This is a genomic window from Priestia flexa (genome assembly GCF_021441905.1).
Taxonomy (GTDB): Bacteria; Bacillota; Bacilli; order Bacillales; family Bacillaceae_H; genus Priestia; species Priestia flexa.
On record NZ_CP090431.1, the window covers coordinates 93,111 to 108,780 of the forward strand.

16 protein-coding genes and 1 riboswitch are annotated in these 15,670 nt (G+C 38.6%); of the genes, 10 read left to right on the plus strand and 6 right to left on the minus strand.

The window, feature by feature from the left end:
* Positions 1-280 precede the first annotated feature (280 nt).
* Positions 281-1,558, plus strand: coding sequence for an alanine/glycine:cation symporter family protein (locus LZP85_RS00425; RefSeq protein WP_076512854.1), 1,278 nt, complete (start codon positions 281-283; stop codon positions 1,556-1,558).
* Between the two features lie 132 nt (positions 1,559-1,690).
* Entirely contained in the window at positions 1,691-2,206 is a 516-nt protein-coding gene (locus LZP85_RS00430; protein ID WP_025907522.1) for a type 1 glutamine amidotransferase domain-containing protein, read from the plus strand.
* A 13-nt stretch (positions 2,207-2,219) separates the two neighbouring features.
* On the opposite strand, the gene LZP85_RS00435 is transcribed toward LZP85_RS00430, so the two are convergent.
* Entirely contained in the window at positions 2,220-3,431 is a 1,212-nt protein-coding gene (locus LZP85_RS00435; RefSeq protein ID WP_119543662.1) for an MFS transporter, read from the minus strand.
* Positions 3,432-3,867: 436 nt separating this feature from the next.
* On the opposite strand from LZP85_RS00435, the gene LZP85_RS00440 reads away from it, so the two are divergent.
* Complete coding sequence (locus tag LZP85_RS00440) at positions 3,868-4,575, plus strand: CAP domain-containing protein (protein WP_226639400.1); 708 nt, start codon at positions 3,868-3,870, stop codon at positions 4,573-4,575.
* Positions 4,576-4,843: 268 nt separating this feature from the next.
* Here the strand turns inward: LZP85_RS00440 and ade are convergent, their stop codons facing one another.
* On the minus strand, positions 4,844-6,577 hold the full coding sequence (gene ade / locus LZP85_RS00445) for an adenine deaminase (RefSeq protein WP_226639402.1): 1,734 nt from the start codon (positions 6,575-6,577) through the stop codon (positions 4,844-4,846).
* Between the two features lie 77 nt (positions 6,578-6,654).
* Positions 6,655-6,756: riboswitch (purine riboswitch) on the minus strand.
* Positions 6,757-6,940: 184 nt separating this feature from the next.
* On the minus strand, positions 6,941-7,168 hold the full coding sequence (locus LZP85_RS00450; protein ID WP_094911327.1) for a DUF1128 domain-containing protein: 228 nt from the start codon (positions 7,166-7,168) through the stop codon (positions 6,941-6,943).
* Between the two features lie 148 nt (positions 7,169-7,316).
* Here LZP85_RS00450 and LZP85_RS00455 point away from each other — a divergent pair, with 148 nt between their 5' ends.
* The 3 genes from LZP85_RS00455 to LZP85_RS00465 are packed head-to-tail and all read left to right on the plus strand — an operon-like array spanning position 7,317 to position 9,010.
* The gene (locus LZP85_RS00455) at positions 7,317-7,790 is read left to right on the plus strand and encodes a low molecular weight protein-tyrosine-phosphatase (protein WP_226639404.1); all 474 of its coding nucleotides are present in this window, start codon (positions 7,317-7,319) and stop codon (positions 7,788-7,790) included.
* A gap of 23 nt (positions 7,791-7,813) precedes the next feature.
* Positions 7,814-8,158, plus strand: a complete 345-nt coding sequence (locus LZP85_RS00460) for a hypothetical protein (RefSeq protein ID WP_094911329.1) — start codon at positions 7,814-7,816, stop codon at positions 8,156-8,158.
* A 15-nt stretch (positions 8,159-8,173) separates the two neighbouring features.
* Positions 8,174-9,010, plus strand: a complete 837-nt coding sequence (locus LZP85_RS00465; RefSeq protein ID WP_025907509.1) for a YihY/virulence factor BrkB family protein — start codon at positions 8,174-8,176, stop codon at positions 9,008-9,010.
* Between the two features lie 243 nt (positions 9,011-9,253).
* Here LZP85_RS00465 and LZP85_RS00470 read toward each other — a convergent pair whose 3' ends face one another.
* Positions 9,254-11,170 (minus strand): heavy metal translocating P-type ATPase, encoded by a 1,917-nt coding sequence (locus LZP85_RS00470; RefSeq protein ID WP_206782832.1) that lies wholly within the window; start codon positions 11,168-11,170, stop codon positions 9,254-9,256.
* A gap of 208 nt (positions 11,171-11,378) precedes the next feature.
* The gene (locus LZP85_RS00475; protein ID WP_035319822.1) at positions 11,379-11,528 is read right to left on the minus strand and encodes a BH0509 family protein; all 150 of its coding nucleotides are present in this window, start codon (positions 11,526-11,528) and stop codon (positions 11,379-11,381) included.
* A gap of 326 nt (positions 11,529-11,854) precedes the next feature.
* Between LZP85_RS00475 and LZP85_RS00480 the strand changes: the two genes are divergently transcribed.
* Together LZP85_RS00480 and LZP85_RS00485 are read left to right on the plus strand one after the other, a co-directional pair.
* Positions 11,855-12,172, plus strand: a complete 318-nt coding sequence (locus tag LZP85_RS00480; RefSeq protein ID WP_025907506.1) for an ArsR/SmtB family transcription factor — start codon at positions 11,855-11,857, stop codon at positions 12,170-12,172.
* Positions 12,173-12,184: 12 nt separating this feature from the next.
* Entirely contained in the window at positions 12,185-13,120 is a 936-nt protein-coding gene (locus LZP85_RS00485; RefSeq protein WP_206782833.1) for a cation diffusion facilitator family transporter, read from the plus strand.
* A gap of 46 nt (positions 13,121-13,166) precedes the next feature.
* On the opposite strand, the gene LZP85_RS00490 is transcribed toward LZP85_RS00485, so the two are convergent.
* The gene (locus tag LZP85_RS00490; protein WP_206782834.1) at positions 13,167-14,357 is read right to left on the minus strand and encodes an MFS transporter; all 1,191 of its coding nucleotides are present in this window, start codon (positions 14,355-14,357) and stop codon (positions 13,167-13,169) included.
* Between the two features lie 143 nt (positions 14,358-14,500).
* Between LZP85_RS00490 and LZP85_RS00495 the strand changes: the two genes are divergently transcribed.
* Together LZP85_RS00495 and LZP85_RS00500 are read left to right on the plus strand one after the other, a co-directional pair.
* Positions 14,501-14,884, plus strand: a complete 384-nt coding sequence (locus LZP85_RS00495; protein ID WP_025907503.1) for an OsmC family protein — start codon at positions 14,501-14,503, stop codon at positions 14,882-14,884.
* A 223-nt stretch (positions 14,885-15,107) separates the two neighbouring features.
* Positions 15,108-15,620, plus strand: a complete 513-nt coding sequence (locus tag LZP85_RS00500) for a hypothetical protein (RefSeq protein WP_025907501.1) — start codon at positions 15,108-15,110, stop codon at positions 15,618-15,620.
* Positions 15,621-15,670 lie beyond the last annotated feature (50 nt).

Genomic DNA, 15,670 nt, shown 5'->3' on the forward strand with positions numbered 1-15,670 from the left:
TTACAGTTAAAAACTTACTTTGTCTTTTTATTTTTTTTCGGTATAATGACATAATTGTGTTCAATAAATCAGGAGTTTTGTCTCAGTATTGTCAAAGGATATGGTTCGATGTCTATCGCATCGATACTTCTACCTCCTATTTTGTTATGTCAAAGTAGAAGGTAGAAGTGTGGATAAAACATACATGTTGATTTAACCATTATAGTATTTGAGGTGAGTAGAAAAAGTGAACATATCAGAATTTATAAATAGCATAAATGGTTTTTTATGGGGGCCGTTTATGATTACATTTTTATTGGGAATTGGTATCCTTTATACGTTTCGCTTAGGCTTTATCCAAGTAACAATGCTCAAACAAGCATTTGTTCAAACGTTTGGCGGAATGTTTAAAAAGAACCCTGACAATAAAGATGGAATTTCTCCCTTTCAAGCGTTGGCAACATCAGTTGCTGCTCAGGTTGGGACAGGAAATCTAGCGGGTGTTGCAACAGCTATTGCTCTGGGAGGACCTGGGGCTATTTTTTGGATGTGGGTTAGCTCGTTTTTCGGCATGGCCACGATTTTTGCAGAGGCAGTTCTTGCGCAGAAATATAAAGAAGAGAAAGATGGCCAGATTGTTGGAGGACCTGCTTATTATATCCGAAAAGGAGTAGGGAGCAAATGGTTAGCGGGCTTTTTTGCCGTGTCCATTATTATCGCACTTGGGTTTATCGGAAATATGGTGCAGTCAAACTCCATCGCAGCATCCTTTGATACGTTCAATATTCCACGCGTTGCGGTAGGAATTGTTGTTGCGGTATTAATTGGCTTTATTATCTTTGGCGGAATTCAGCGAATCGCAAAAATTGCTGAATTTGTTGTACCGTTTATGGCACTTTTCTATATAGGAGGAAGCTTAGTTATCGTATTCGCAAATTTCTCTGGAATCGTGGATGCGTTTATATTAATCGTAGAATCAGCGTTTAATCCAGCTGCTGCCACTGGTGGAGTTATCGGCGCAACAATTAAAGAAGCTATTCGTTATGGGGTTTCACGTGGGTTATTTTCCAACGAAGCAGGAATGGGCTCAACGCCTCATGCTCACGCTGCGGCAAACGTAAAACATCCTGCTCAGCAGGGATTAGTTGCTATCATAGCGGTTGTAATTGACACCGTCATTATTTGTACCCTAACAGCGCTCGTCATTATCATGACGAAATCCTATGAAACGGGCTTAAATGGTATCCAGTTAACTCAAGAAAGTTTTACAAGGGGTCTCGGCGAGTTTGGCCATCCGTTTATTGCAATTTGTTTATTCTTCTTTGCTTTCACAACCATTTTAGGATGGTACTATTTTGGAGAAAACAATATCAATTATCTGTTTGGAAAAAAAGGAATCAGCGTTTATCGTGCGCTTGTACTACTTTTTATTGTGTTAGGATCTACTTTAAACGTCACGCTTGTATGGGACTTAGCCGATACATTCAATGCATTAATGGTTCTGCCAAACGTAATCGCGCTCTTTATTTTGAGCCCTGTTGTAGTCAAAATTTATAAAGAATATAAGACAAAATGGTAAAGCTTTGCGGTCAGCAAAGCTTTTTTTTGTACATATCATTTGTAAATTCCATGTTTAAGGTGAAAAGACAAGGGTACATTATTTATAGAACAAAAGCTATTACACACAGAAATAAAGGAGTTGCTTGTTGAGATGAGTAAAAAAATCGCAGTATTAGTAACAGATTTATTTGAAGATGTGGAATATACAGACCCTGCCAAAGCATTGAAAGAAGCAGGTCATGAGCTAACAACGATTGACGTTGAAGGCGGCAAAACAGTAAAAGGTAAGCAAGGAGAAACAACGATCAGCATTGATAAAGGTATTAAAGAGGTAAAGCCAGAAGAGTTTGATGCTTTATTCTTACCAGGAGGTTTTTCACCTGACATTCTGCGCGCTAACGATGATGTCGTTGCATTTACAAAAGCATTTATGGATGAGAAAAAGCCGGTTATGGCCATCTGTCACGGCCCGCAGCTTTTAATTAATGCAGATACGTTAAAAGGTCGCGATATTACAGGCTATAAGTCAATTGCGGTTGACTTGAAAAACGCAGGCGCAAACTTCCATGATAAAGAAGTTGTTGTGTGCCAAAACCAACTAGTTACAAGCCGTACACCTGATGATTTACCTGCATTCATTCGTGAATCAGTAAATGTACTATCATAAGAATAAAAAGCGCTCAGCTGAGCGCTTTTTTCTTGTTTAAAGTGACTCGTTGACGAGTTTGGCGATACCAAATGTAAAAGAGGGTGGTAAGACCAACAGAGACCATTCCAAAAGCAACCGTCATTAATTGAAAACCAATGCTATCTAGCAAGAAGCCCGTTGTTAGAAGCACAACTTGAAAGACGATACGTTCAAGCATATTACGGAACGAAAAGAAGCGACCGTGAAAGTCTTTTGGTACGGTTGTTTGAAAAATCGTTGCTGCAACAGGGAAAAAGCAGCCGATAGCAAAACCGAAAATTGTGAATGCGATGATAGTAATAAGAGAATTTGTAGCCATGTAGAGCATGAGTTGTGAAACCCCTACAAATAATGAAAAAACAAATAAGATTTGCACTTGGCTTATATATTTCGTGAGTTGTTTAACAGTAAACGCACCGAGCATAAATGCAATTCCTTCAGCTGTATAGATCCAGCCTTTAATAGCTGCGCTGTCTTGAAGCTCACTAATGTTAATGACAATTAAGTTAAAGCCACCAATAAATAATAAAGGAATCAACAGCATGATAAGCGTAATTGAAACAATAGGCTCCTGCTTAATCATTGGGAATAACGTGCTAAAATCCCGCTTTTCTTTTACATGTTCCCCAACCTTCGACACGCTGTCATCTTCAACTTTTAATAGCATCGTTAATAAAAATAAAGCGAGATAAGCAGCGAATGAAAAGAGGTAAAGCGTATGTAAAGGCATGATAATTAAAAGAGCACCGCCCAATGCTGTACCTAAAATTCTAGACAGCGTAGAAACATTCATGTATACGCCGTTTAGCTGAAGTAATTCTTTTTCATCTACAACAAGGGGAAGGGTAGCCTGCAGAGCAGGAAAATAGAATGCAGCAGAAATTTGAATTAAAATAAGGAAAACAATCATCCAGCCAATTGAATCAGTTGCTAATGCAAGCAGCATAAATAAGACGCTGATTGTTCGAAGCAATCCGGCTGCTAGCATTACTTTCTTTTTATGTAATTGGTCAGTAAGCTTTCCAGCAAGAGGGCCGAGGGCAACCCCAATGACAATTCCAATGGCTAAGATAATTGATTTCATAAAATCAGAAGGGATTTTAGCCTGCATAAACTCTAGATTGCCGATAATCCCCATCCATAGACCTAATCCAGCGATTAGCTCACCCAACAGCAAAATCCATACATTGCGATTTTTCCACATAATATCGTTCCCCGATCATTTTAGTAAGTATGTCGACAAAGTACTTCGTATTTACTAAGTACTTCGTGTTTCTAAATGAATCTACACACTGAATCATATCACAAAACATCTTCTTGAATGGTAAAAAAGGATATAAAATGGTCTCGTTCCTATTATTCTCATTCTTTTCTTGTAACGTTTGTAACGCTATATTTACAGTTATATTACTAGCGATTTTAATAGAATGGAAAAAGAGAGGGGAAAAGTGAGGAATACCAAGGGCTAGCGATATATTAAAAAAAATTACAAAAAACTCTAGTTAATTTTGGTAACGGAAAAGCGGTTGATTGAATCTATGAATCCATGTAACAATGAATATGCAACGCGAGATTAGCAGATTCATTCTGTAGCGTAGCTGTCTACAAATACAGATATCTTTCAAGGAGGAATTTACAACATGAATAAGAAGTTCCGTATTGCTACAATCGCAGGTGCCGTTTCAATCGGCTTATTAACAGCAGGACAAGCTAACGCAGCTGCACCTGACTGCAACACACCAAAGCAAATTACTATTAAAGATGCTCAAGCAGCACAAAATATAAATGTCGATGAGTTATTAAAGAAATACAACGCTCAACCACAAAAAGCTGAGGCGGCAGCACCAGCTAAGAAAGAAGCACAGCCAAAAGCTGAAGCAAAACCAAAAGAAGAAGCAGCACAGCCAGCTCAGCAAGCTGAAGCAAAACCAGCAGAATCTAAAGATTCAAAAGCTGAAGCAAAAGACGTAAGTGAGTTTGAACAACAAGTAGTTACACTAGTAAACGAAGAGCGTGCGAAAGAAGGGTTAAAACCACTTGAGCTTGACACAGAATTAAGTGACGTAGCTCGTGAAAAATCAAAAGACATGATGGATAAAGGTTACTTTGACCACACTTCACCAACGTACGGTTCACCATTTGATATGATGAAGCAATTTGGCATTGAATATTCATCTGCAGGTGAAAACATTGCAAAAGGTCAAAAAACACCTGAAGAAGTAATGGAAGGCTGGATGAACAGTGATGGCCACCGTAAAAACATCATGAACCCTGATTTCACTCACATCGGTGTAGGCTTTGTTGAAGGAGATTCAACTTACTGGACACAAATGTTTATTTCAAAATAATTCATAACACAAACAAGCAAGCAGATTTTTGTCTGCTTGCTTGTTTATGTTTTTTATTAAAGAAAGTCGGGTAAATTAATGTCATAAGACAAGGAAAGGGTGCGATGCGCATGAGAAGAATTTTAAAAAAAATCATAGTAGCTGTATTCCCTATTTTAATGAAAGAAGGCTACCAGTACTATAAAAACCGAAAGAATCGTTCAACAACGTCTACGCGTACGTATAAATAAAAAACTCACTCTCTTATGAGAGTGAGCTTTTTTGTGAATTAATTCGCTTCTATATCAATATGTTTAAAGCTCATAAAGTCAAAAAGTCCTTTATCCGTTAATTTTAAGCATGGAATAACGGGTAAGCTTAAAAAAGATAAAGTAAGCAATGGATTGAAGGCATCGCTAATATCTAATCCTTTTAACGCTTCATGTAGAACGTGAAGCTCTTTGTTTACTTCTTCGTAAGGTAGAGGAGACATTAGCCCCCCAATTGAAAGCGGAAGAGAAGCAAGCACTTGTTCATCCTTTACGAGTACAATTCCACCTTGGATTTTTTCCATTTCTTTAATGGCCATCAGTAAATCGCGATCATTTGTACCAACGGCTACAATATTGTGAGAGTCGTGAGCAATCGTTGTTGCGATGGCTCCATCTTTTAATTGAAACCCTTTGACAATCCCAAGGCCGATATTGCCCGTTTGGTGGTGGCGCTCGGCCACGACTAATTTTAAATGATCTCTCTCTGTATCAATCGTGAACGTTCCGTTTTCAACTACTACTTCTTCCACTACGTGGTTGGTAATAAGCTGATTTGGAATGATTTCAATAATATTTGCTTTATTGTTCTTCATGTTAATTTGCAGCTGTTCAATGGAAATAGATTTCAAATTTACGGAGTGCATCAAGTCTTTAGGCTCGTTTGTTTCATTAGCCGGTTCAACGACAAGCTGGCCGCTTTTGGCCACTACTTCTCCATTTGTAATAACCGTTGACGCATAAATATTTTCTAGTTCATCAAATAGCATGATGTTTGCTTTGTATCCAGGAGCAACAGCACCTTGTTGCGCTAAACCGTAGCACTCAGCCGCGTTTAATGATGCCATTTGGATTGCCATAAGTGGGTCCAAACCTTCGTTCACTGCAAGTCGAACGTTGTGGTCAACAGATCCTTCAGCTAGCAAATCATCTAGATGCTTATCGTCTGTACAGAATAAGAAGCGTCGAACGTTGCGATCATTAACAGCCGGCAGCAACTGCTTCAAATCTTTGGCAACAGAGCCTTCACGGATAAGGACGTGCATGCCACGCTGAACGCGCTCGAGTGCTTCATCAGCTGTTACGCATTCGTGATCCGTTGAAATGTGAGCTGTTCGATAAATATTAATCCCTGTTGCATCCAATCCGGCTCCATGGCCATCGATTACGCCTTGATGATCTTTGGCCGCCTGAAGTTTAGCAAGCATATCATCGTTCGCATCACGGACAGCAGGAAAGTCCATAACTTCCGCTAAACCAATCACGCGTTCATGATTGAAAAAAGGTCGTAAGTCCTCTGCTTTTAAGACAGCTCCAGAGCTTTCAAACGGAGTAGCTGGAATGCTTGATGGCAAGTTAACAAGTACTTCAAGCGGAAGGTTTTCAGAGTTTTGGAGCATAAATTCAATGCCTTTTTCGCCTGAAACGTTGGCAATTTCATGAGGGTCAGTTACGACAGTGGTAACGCCTCTCGGTACGAGAAGCTTTGTAAACTCTTTCGGTGTGACCATTGATGACTCAATATGAACATGGCCATCAATGAAAGTAGGTGAGACATATTTGCCAGTCGCATCGATTGTTTGTTTGCCTTCATATTCACCAAGGCCAACAATCATTCCGTCCGCGATGGCAATGTCTGCTTCAAGAACGCTTAATGTAAACACATCGATAATACGTCCGTTTTTTATGACTAAGTCAGCTGGAATTTGTTTATTTGCAACAGCAATTTGCTTTTTAAGTGAATGGTTTGACATAATGGTTTATCTCCTCTCATTGTGAAACAATGAAGGACTAAAAAGAGTAGAACACCGCTCGGAAGTAATATAGAGGTATAAAAATGTTCAACTCTCGTAGTCCAACTATTTACGGTAGTTTGGTAGAAACTCTTGGACCCTATTTCCAAGATTATACGAGTGTATGCTTATAGGTATTGCGATACATTGTATCTGTATTTTGAGAAGTCGTCAATTACTCTCGGAAAAGAAAGACTTTTGTGAATATTCTACTCGTATAATGTTTTAAAGAAAAATAAACGAATGTCGTGAAGTTGGAAGAAGTGATGTGGGTAAGAAAAAGCCGCCAATGTACAGAGCAGGCATTGACGGCGTTTGTGAAGCTTAAGCTTGCTTGCGTAACGCCCCTAATTCTTCTGCAATTGCTTGCATTTCACTTGGACTGAATGAATCTTTACGCATAACCATTTCATATAAATATTTTAAATCCTCGTACATTTCTTCATCAAATGCATCACCTTTAATTGCACCGATGTTTAACATGCGAAGTTTTTCGCTAATTTGATCAATCATAAACGTAATGTTTTCTGGAGACTTTACTGATAAATCCACTATGTTCATCCTTCCGAGCTTTTTTCTCATTGTAACATGTTTTTATAAGAAGAACACTGTGTTGTCAAACTCTTTGACCAAAAACAGGGTTTTCTTAAATGAAAAGGCTTGTATATAATGTTTGTAATAAGAGAAAGGAGTCGAAACTATGGTTAAAGTACTATTTGTATGTCTTGGTAACATCTGTCGCTCTCCAATGGCAGAAGCAATCTTTCGAAAGATCGTAAAAGACAAAGGGCTCGAACAGCAAATTGAGGTTGATTCAGCCGGAACAGGAAACTGGCATGAGGGCAAGCCACCTCATGAAGGAACGCTTCGTATTTTAACGGACAATCAAATTGACGTTACAGGTTTAACAGCGCGCCAAGTTATTGAAGAAGATCTTAATCAATTTGATTATATTATTGGCATGGACGCTGAAAATGTGGGGAACTTAAGACGTATGGCTGGACATCATCGTGATGTACGCATTGAGCGTCTGTTAGATTATGTTCCACATTTGTCCGTTGAAAATGTTCCTGACCCTTATTATACGGGGGATTTTGATGAGGTATACGGCCTGGTTACAGCAGGATGTAAGCAGTTAGTAGAAGAAATCATAAAAGAGCAGAAATTAAGCTAACTAAACAAGAGGAGAGTGGGAATATGAGTCAAGGAAAAAGTAAACTTCTTGAAGGGATTATTATTGGAGCAATAGCTGGTGCTGCAATTTCAATGCTTGATAAAAATACGCGTAGAACGGTTATTGAAAACAGTAAAGCTGTTAAAAATAAGACGGTACATATGATTAAACATCCAGATGAGGTAAAGCAAAACCTTCAAGAAAAATATGCTGCTGTGCGTGAAACAATTGAACAAGTATCCGATGACGTTTCGTTTTTAACGACACAGGTGGAACAGCTTAAGAAAACAACTCCCCAGGTATTAGACGTAGTAAAAACAACAAAGGAGACTTTCTCACATAAGTATGGCCAAGATGAACAGGAATAATTGAGAGGTGAGCATATGGCCGACACAACAAAGATTGTAGCTTTTATAAAAGAATTAGCAGCTCGCATTCATAACGATGAACTGCCAAGCCTGTCAGCGGAGCTAGCATACTATTTGCTTTTGTCGCTTTTTCCGTTTCTAATCTTTCTCATTACGCTCATTGGTTTTTTGCCCGTTCAAGCACCTGATTTATTGGAGCTTGTTGAAAGCTTTGCGCCAGATCAAGCAATGAGTATGATTGAAAATAATCTAGATAATATTATTGGCTCTCATAACGGAAAGTTGTTATCGTTTGGGATCATCGCGACAATGTGGTCAGCGTCTAACGGAATTAATGCCATTGTGCGAGCATTTAACCGTGCTTACCATGTGCAAGAGAATCGTCCTTTTCTAGTGGCAAGAGGCATGGCTGTATTACTAACGTTTGCGATGATTTTCGTGATTATTGTGGCGCTGTTATTACCTGTGTTTGGTCATATGGTCGGCTTTTATCTGTTCTCAACCTTCGGATTATCTGAAACCTTTTTATCATTATGGGCTGCTTCTAGGTGGATTATTAGCGGTATTATCCTGTTTATTGTCTTTATGGGTTTATACTATTTTGCTCCCAACAAGCGCTTGACTTTAAAAAACGTTGTACAAGGAGCTGCTTTTGCAACAATTGGTTGGACGGTTGTGTCGTTTATTTTCTCATATTACGTTAATAATTTTGGAAACTATACGGCAACGTACGGGAGCTTAGGCGGCATTATTGTATTGTTGATCTGGCTGTATTTGTCAGGAATGATTATTGTCATTGGTGGAGAAATTAACGCCATTTTTTATGAGCGAAAAAAAGCAATCAAAGCATAAGGCGACCACCCTATTTGCATATATTGGTATGAAACGAAGAGTAGGAAGTGGGCATACTAATGGTGAAATGAAAGGGGGATTTACCATGACAAAGCATACGAAAAAAGACGGAAGCAACACGAAACAAAACAAAAAAAGCCATCCAAAGCATAAGACAAGTAATAGCCAAAATGGGCAAAACGGCTACCATTAAGGAATATGCTTTTATAAAAAAAGAGGCCTGGTGAAGGGCCTCTTTTTGTGTTAAGACTTTAATAAGCGCAGTCCGTTTAGGATAACAAGAATTGTGCTTCCTTCATGCCCAATAACACCAAAAGGCATATCAAGAACTTGAAGGAAGTTTGACGAAATTAATAAGAAAATAACGCTGATTGAGAAGATGACGTTTTGCTTAACAATGTTGTTCATTCTCTTAGATAATTTAACAGCATCGGCAATTCTTGATAAATTGTTTTTCATTAGTACAACGTCAGCTGTTTCTAACGCGACGTCTGTCCCTTCTCCCATCGCAATTCCAACATTAGAAGTAGCAAGAGCTGGTGCGTCGTTAATTCCGTCTCCAACCATCGCTACAGTCGAATATCTCTCTTTTAATTCTTTTACTTTATCAACTTTTGCTTCAGGCAAGCATTCGGAAATATATTCATCTACCATGCATTCTTTTGCGATTGCTTCCGCTGTTTTTTTACTATCTCCTGTAATCATGACGGTGTGAATGCCAAGTGATTTCAGTACTTTAATGGCTTCTACTGCTTCTGTTCGTACAACGTCTTTTAATGCTAAGATTCCAATAACGCCGTGTTCATCTTTTGCATAAACAACGGTTTTCCCCTCAGAAGCAAGATTTACCGCAGCTCCGTTTTTAAACGAAGTGGCATCATCTTTGCCAATGAAATCTGCTTTTCCAATCTTCCATTGCTTACCTTGGACCGTGCCAATAACACCAAAGCCTGGAACATCTTCAAGAGATTCAGGCTGAAGTAGCTGAAGATTCTTTTTGTCTTTTGCGAACTGCACAATTGACTGAGCAAGCGGATGGTTTGACTGACGCTCAATGGAAGCAATTTTAATTAAAAACTCATCTTCAGAAACGCCGTCACGAACGAGTACATCTGTTACCTCAGGCTTTCCTTTCGTAAGCGTCCCCGTTTTATCAAACGCCACTGCGTTTAAATGGTTTAATCGCTCTAAATGGACGCCTCCTTTAAATAAGATTCCTTTACGAGCTCCGTTCGAAATAGCTGAAAGCGAAGCTGGCGTAATGGACGCTACAAGTGCGCAAGGAGAGGCAACAACAAGTAAAATCATTGCTCTGTAAAACGTTTCAGTCCAGCTCCACCCAAGAACATAGTGAGGAAGGAACAGCATGATGGCAACAACAGAGAGAACCACTTTTACATAGGTTCCTTCAAAGCGTTCAATGAATAGCTGAGAAGGTGATTTTTCGCTTTGAGCACTTTGTACAAGCTGAATAATCTTTTGAAACAGTGTTTCCGTACTTGGCTTTGTCATTTGAATGACGATAGCCCCTTTTAAATTTACTGTACCAGCAAACACTTCTTCATCAGCCGCTTTTAAAACAGGAACGGATTCACCCGTGATGGCTGCTTGATCAATCGTTGTTTCACCTGATAAGACAATGCCATCTACCGGTACACGTTCACCAGGCTTCACAAGCAACGTATCGTTCACTTGTAGTTCAGAAATGGCTACGACTTCTTCATGATCTCCGTTTAAGCGCGTTGCTTCTTGAGGCTGTAAATCCATTAAAGCACTAATTTCACGGCTACTTTTATTCATGGTGTATGTTTCAAGCGCTCCGCTTAGTGCAAAGATAAAGATAAGCATGGCACCTTCTGTCCAGTAGCCAATCACAGCTGCACCAATGGCTGCAATAATCATCAGCATTTCCACGTTTAGTTCTTTATTTTCAATCGTTTCCTCAATACCTTCTTTAGCTTTGGCAAATCCTCCAATAACATAAGCCAGAATGAATAACGTAATAGATAAGGTCGAAGCATCTTGTTTTGATAAAAGCCAAGCAACTAAAATAAGCACGCCGCTTGCAAGAGCAGCAATCAATTCACCGTGTGTCTGCATGCCAGCAAGAAACGAAGAAGTCGATTGGTTCTCTTGTTTTTTTGCTAATGTTTGTTCCATAAAAAGCCTCCTATAATGTAGTAGTTGAGAAGAATAATCACAATCATTACCCCTAAAAAAGCACAAAAGCTGCCATCTCAGCGATAGCAGCACGTCTTACAATTGTTATAAAGTTTTTTTGAATATATTAGTAACAAAAGTATAACATGGAATAGCTACAGAAGGAATAGTGAAAATGGCGCTTATAACCTAAAAAGAGTATATGCGCTTACATGTCTAAGTGTTCTTCATATAGTCGGTATGCGGATGAATAAACATGCTCAATATCAGCATCCGTCATGTACATTAACGTCTCACGATCAAACCCCTTAATTGTTTCAATAAACATAATCATATTCTTACGCTCTTGTCTGCTCATTGTTATTTCTCCTCTCAATCTGTTTTAATACAGCTTATTATTATTAATTGTATTATATAACAGTTTTCTGAATTTTGTGTAGCTTTTTTTTGAAATTAGGCTTATTTTTTTAAAATTGTTGATTTAGCCTAGAAATTGCAGACGCTGTATCTAGTTTTAAACGATTAAATACAAAAATAATGAAGCGAAGGAGCGTGCGACTCCTTAGTAATGAAAACAGTATTTCTGGAAATAGTAACAGTTGACAAATATTTTTATCGAATTTACAATCATGTATATGAGCATATGCTCATATACTGTCATATGTTGTGGAAGGGGAATCTTTAATGAAGAGAGAAGACCATCACTTTTTATCAGACAGAACAGTCGACGAAGCATCTCGCATGCTAAAAGCTATTTCTGATCCGACACGAATGAAAATTTTATATTTACTATTTCAAGAAGAATGTTCCGTTGGCCATATGACAGAAGTATTAAATATTTCACAATCTGCTGTATCCCACCAGCTAAGCTATTTGCGAAATTTACGATTAGTGAAATACAGAAGAGAAGGAAATACATACTTTTACACATATGCAGACGAACATGTTGTAGGTATTTTAAATCAAGTGATTCAGCATATTGAATGCGTGCATGAAGAATAGGGAGGAGATTGAATGAGTCACCACCATCATCACCATCACGGCCATGATCACCATGGTCATCAACACTTTGATATGCAGCGTGAAGGCAACCAAAAAGGGTTGCTTATTGCTTTATGTATTACAGCAGGTATCATGATTTTAGAATTCATTGGAGGACTTGTCACAAATAGCTTGGCTCTTCTATCAGACAGTGGTCATATGCTTTCGGATACAAGTTCATTAGCACTGAGTCTTGTAGCCATTTGGTTTGCAAACCGAGCAGCTTCATCTGAAAAAACGTACGGGTATTATCGCTTCGAAGTATTAGCTGCCTTGTTTAACGGAGTAACTCTCTTTGTTATCGCAGGTTTTATTATTTATGAAGCATATGAACGAGTATTAAATCCACAAACGGTTGCGAGCGGTACAATGATGATTATTGCAGCCATTGGTTTAGGTGCTAACCTGCTTAGTGCGTGGTCGCTGCTACGACAAGGGGACGTAAAGGATAACGTTAATTTGCGAAGTGCATACCTACACGTGTTAGGGGATGCTTTAGGCTCTGTGGGAGCATTAGTTGCCGGGCTGCTCATGCTTTTGTTTAATTGGTATATTGCCGATCCTATTATTTCCGTTGTGGTTGCACTCCTAATTCTAAAAAGTGCGTGGGGAGTATTAACTCATAGCTTTCATATCCTAATGGAAGGTTCGCCTGCACACGTAGATATAAATGAAATCAAGGAACTACTTAAAGAAATTGATGGCGTAAAAGGTGTTCACGATATTCATGTATGGACGATTACATCGGGACTTCATTCTTTTAGCTGTCATTTACAAGTAAGTGACGACCAGGACTGCCAGGCTATTTTACAAAAGGCGCTGAACTTAGTGAACGAGCAGTGTGGCATTGAGCATTCGACGATTCAAGTTGAGAAGTCGGGACTGGAGCATGGTGAGCTGAAGGTATAGAGGAGAATAGAAAAGGAGGCTGCAATAAAGCAGCCTCCTTTTCTATTCACTTTGACAAAGTAGTCTCTTTATACGTCTGCACCGATGTACTAAATAAAAAGACGCACAGAAAAATTAAAAATAGTACAGAACTAATAACGACAAAAAAGCTTAAACCTTCAAATAGCCCGATAAAAGTTCCACCTAAGTACGGTCCCGCTAAGCTTCCAACGCTAAAGGCAATTCCACATAGCAAGTTACCTGTTGGTAGCAGCGAGCTTGGCATGAGATCCGTCATATAGCTAATTCCTAAGCTAAACGTAGAGCCAAGAAGCATACCTCCGATAAACAAGCAAGCTAACAGTGGAATAGTTGTTGATTCTAGTAGCGTTGCCAGTAAAAACGCTCCAGAGCCTAAAAACAAAACCCAGTGAAGAACAAACTTTCGTTCATATTTATCACTCAGCATACCAAGGGGAAGCTGAAATATAATGCCACCGACTGCAAAAGAAGTCAGCAGGAGTGAAATAAATTCTACGTTTAGGCCAATTCGTAATCCATAAATAGGAAAGATACCATTTAGCGAAGACTCTAGAAACCCATAGCCGAGTGGTGGTAAAAAAGCAATCCAGCCGTATTTGATGGCTTTGGAAAAGCGCTTCATTGTTGCAGTAAAAGACATTGTGCTTACTTCTTCGTCACCCGTTGGAATCTCATTTTTTAATAAAAATAAAAATACCCATGTGACTAAGCAAATGAAAGCTGAAAAAATAAATGGTAACGTTTCACTCACGTTAACTAAATTGGCCATTAAAGGACCGACTGCAAAGCCAATACCAAAAGAAAGGCCGTACAGTGAGATGTTGCGTCCGCGCTTATCTACAGGTGAAAAGGCTGTAATCCACGTTTGCGTTGCAAAGTGAAGAGCGTGATCCCCAATTCCAATCGCGAGACGAAGCAAGAACCAAAACGTAACGGATTTCCAAAGCGGAAACAAAAAGAGGGATAAAATGACTAAAGCTCCTCCCCACATAATGATAGGTTTGTAGCCATGCTTTCGTAAGAGTGGCTCCATAAATGGAGAGGCTAATAAAATACCAATGTACAGTCCAGCGGCGTTTAATCCGTTTAAAGTCGATGATACCCCATCTTTTTCAAAGATAATGGCAATGAGGGGTAGAAGCATACCTTGACTAAAGCCAGAAATCGCTACTAGACTAACCAAAATCCAAAATCGTGTTCGCAACGTTTTGTTCATATAAGTGACCTCGTTTTAAGATGTTTTTTCTCCACGTATAATCCTATAGAACCTATCTGAAAATGACAATAAGCGAACTTAATTATTTGAGTGTTATTCCATTTCGTGATATAACGAAGTAAAACCCTAGGAGGTATTTTAAAATGGAATTTAAAATGCAGGAAGTTGGTTTCTCAACAGATTTACCGTTTGGAAATTTGCAGGTGGCAGGAGATGATGAATACGGCTTTCGTCCTTTTCAATTAATGGTTTCATCCATTGCGGTTTGTAGCGGTGGCGTTCTTCGCAAAATATTAGAAAAGAAGCGCATTGCGGTTAAAGATATTCACATCTCAGCAGACGTGACGCGCAACGAAAAAGAAGCAAATCGCATTGAAAGCATCCATTTACACTATAAAATTAGCGGGGAAAACCTTCCGCACGATAAAATCGAAAAGTCAATTGAGCTTGCTAGAAAGAATTGCTCAATGCTTCAATCTGTTATTAACAGCATTGAGGTAACGGAATCATTTGAATTAGTCGCATAAGCTTGCCCCTCTCAGATTGAATTTAAGAGGGGTTTTTTTTGTTTGTGGGGTGCTTTTGTTTCCGTAATTATTCTTGTGCTGTTTCATGTAAAATAAAGGTTCAATTTTGACTAAAATCCATCTATAATAAAAAATATGTTTGGAATATATTTCTATATATTGTGAGGTAACACGTTTGGAAACCTAGGACTGGGACCTAAAAAGAAGAGGAGTTTGATATCATTTGGTTAAATTAAAAGATTTTACGATTGATTTTGACTGTACGAAAGGGATACCTTTTTTCCAAGTTCATCAGAACAATAGAATTCGGTTTGATCTTTATGAAATATCGCTGGCTGATTTTAAAAGCATCATTAACGAAGTCTTTCAGGAGAGAAAAGACATCAATGCTATTTTTATTTCGCAATATATTTTCAATGGAAAGCGCCAATCAGCTAAGTCCAAAGTTGGTCGAATTCTGCAGCTGAATAATTGGCAAGAACACGTAGTAGCGGAAGATGAAAATAATGCAGTTGTCTATGCTTCTATCAAAAAACTAAGTTCTATCGATGTTTATAATTATTGTTTAAGTATCAGAAAAGGAAGAAGACCAGCGTATATCTCATTTTATTCGAATGACTATTTGTTATATGTAAGTACCGATGTTATTGATGTTATTTCCAATGATACTACTAACGTCGCTAAATTAAAAGATGACTATAAAGGCTTGTATGATACGTATCATGAACATCAATAAGATACGCACCAACTTATATATAATAGGTATATAGAACTAATAAAAGATTG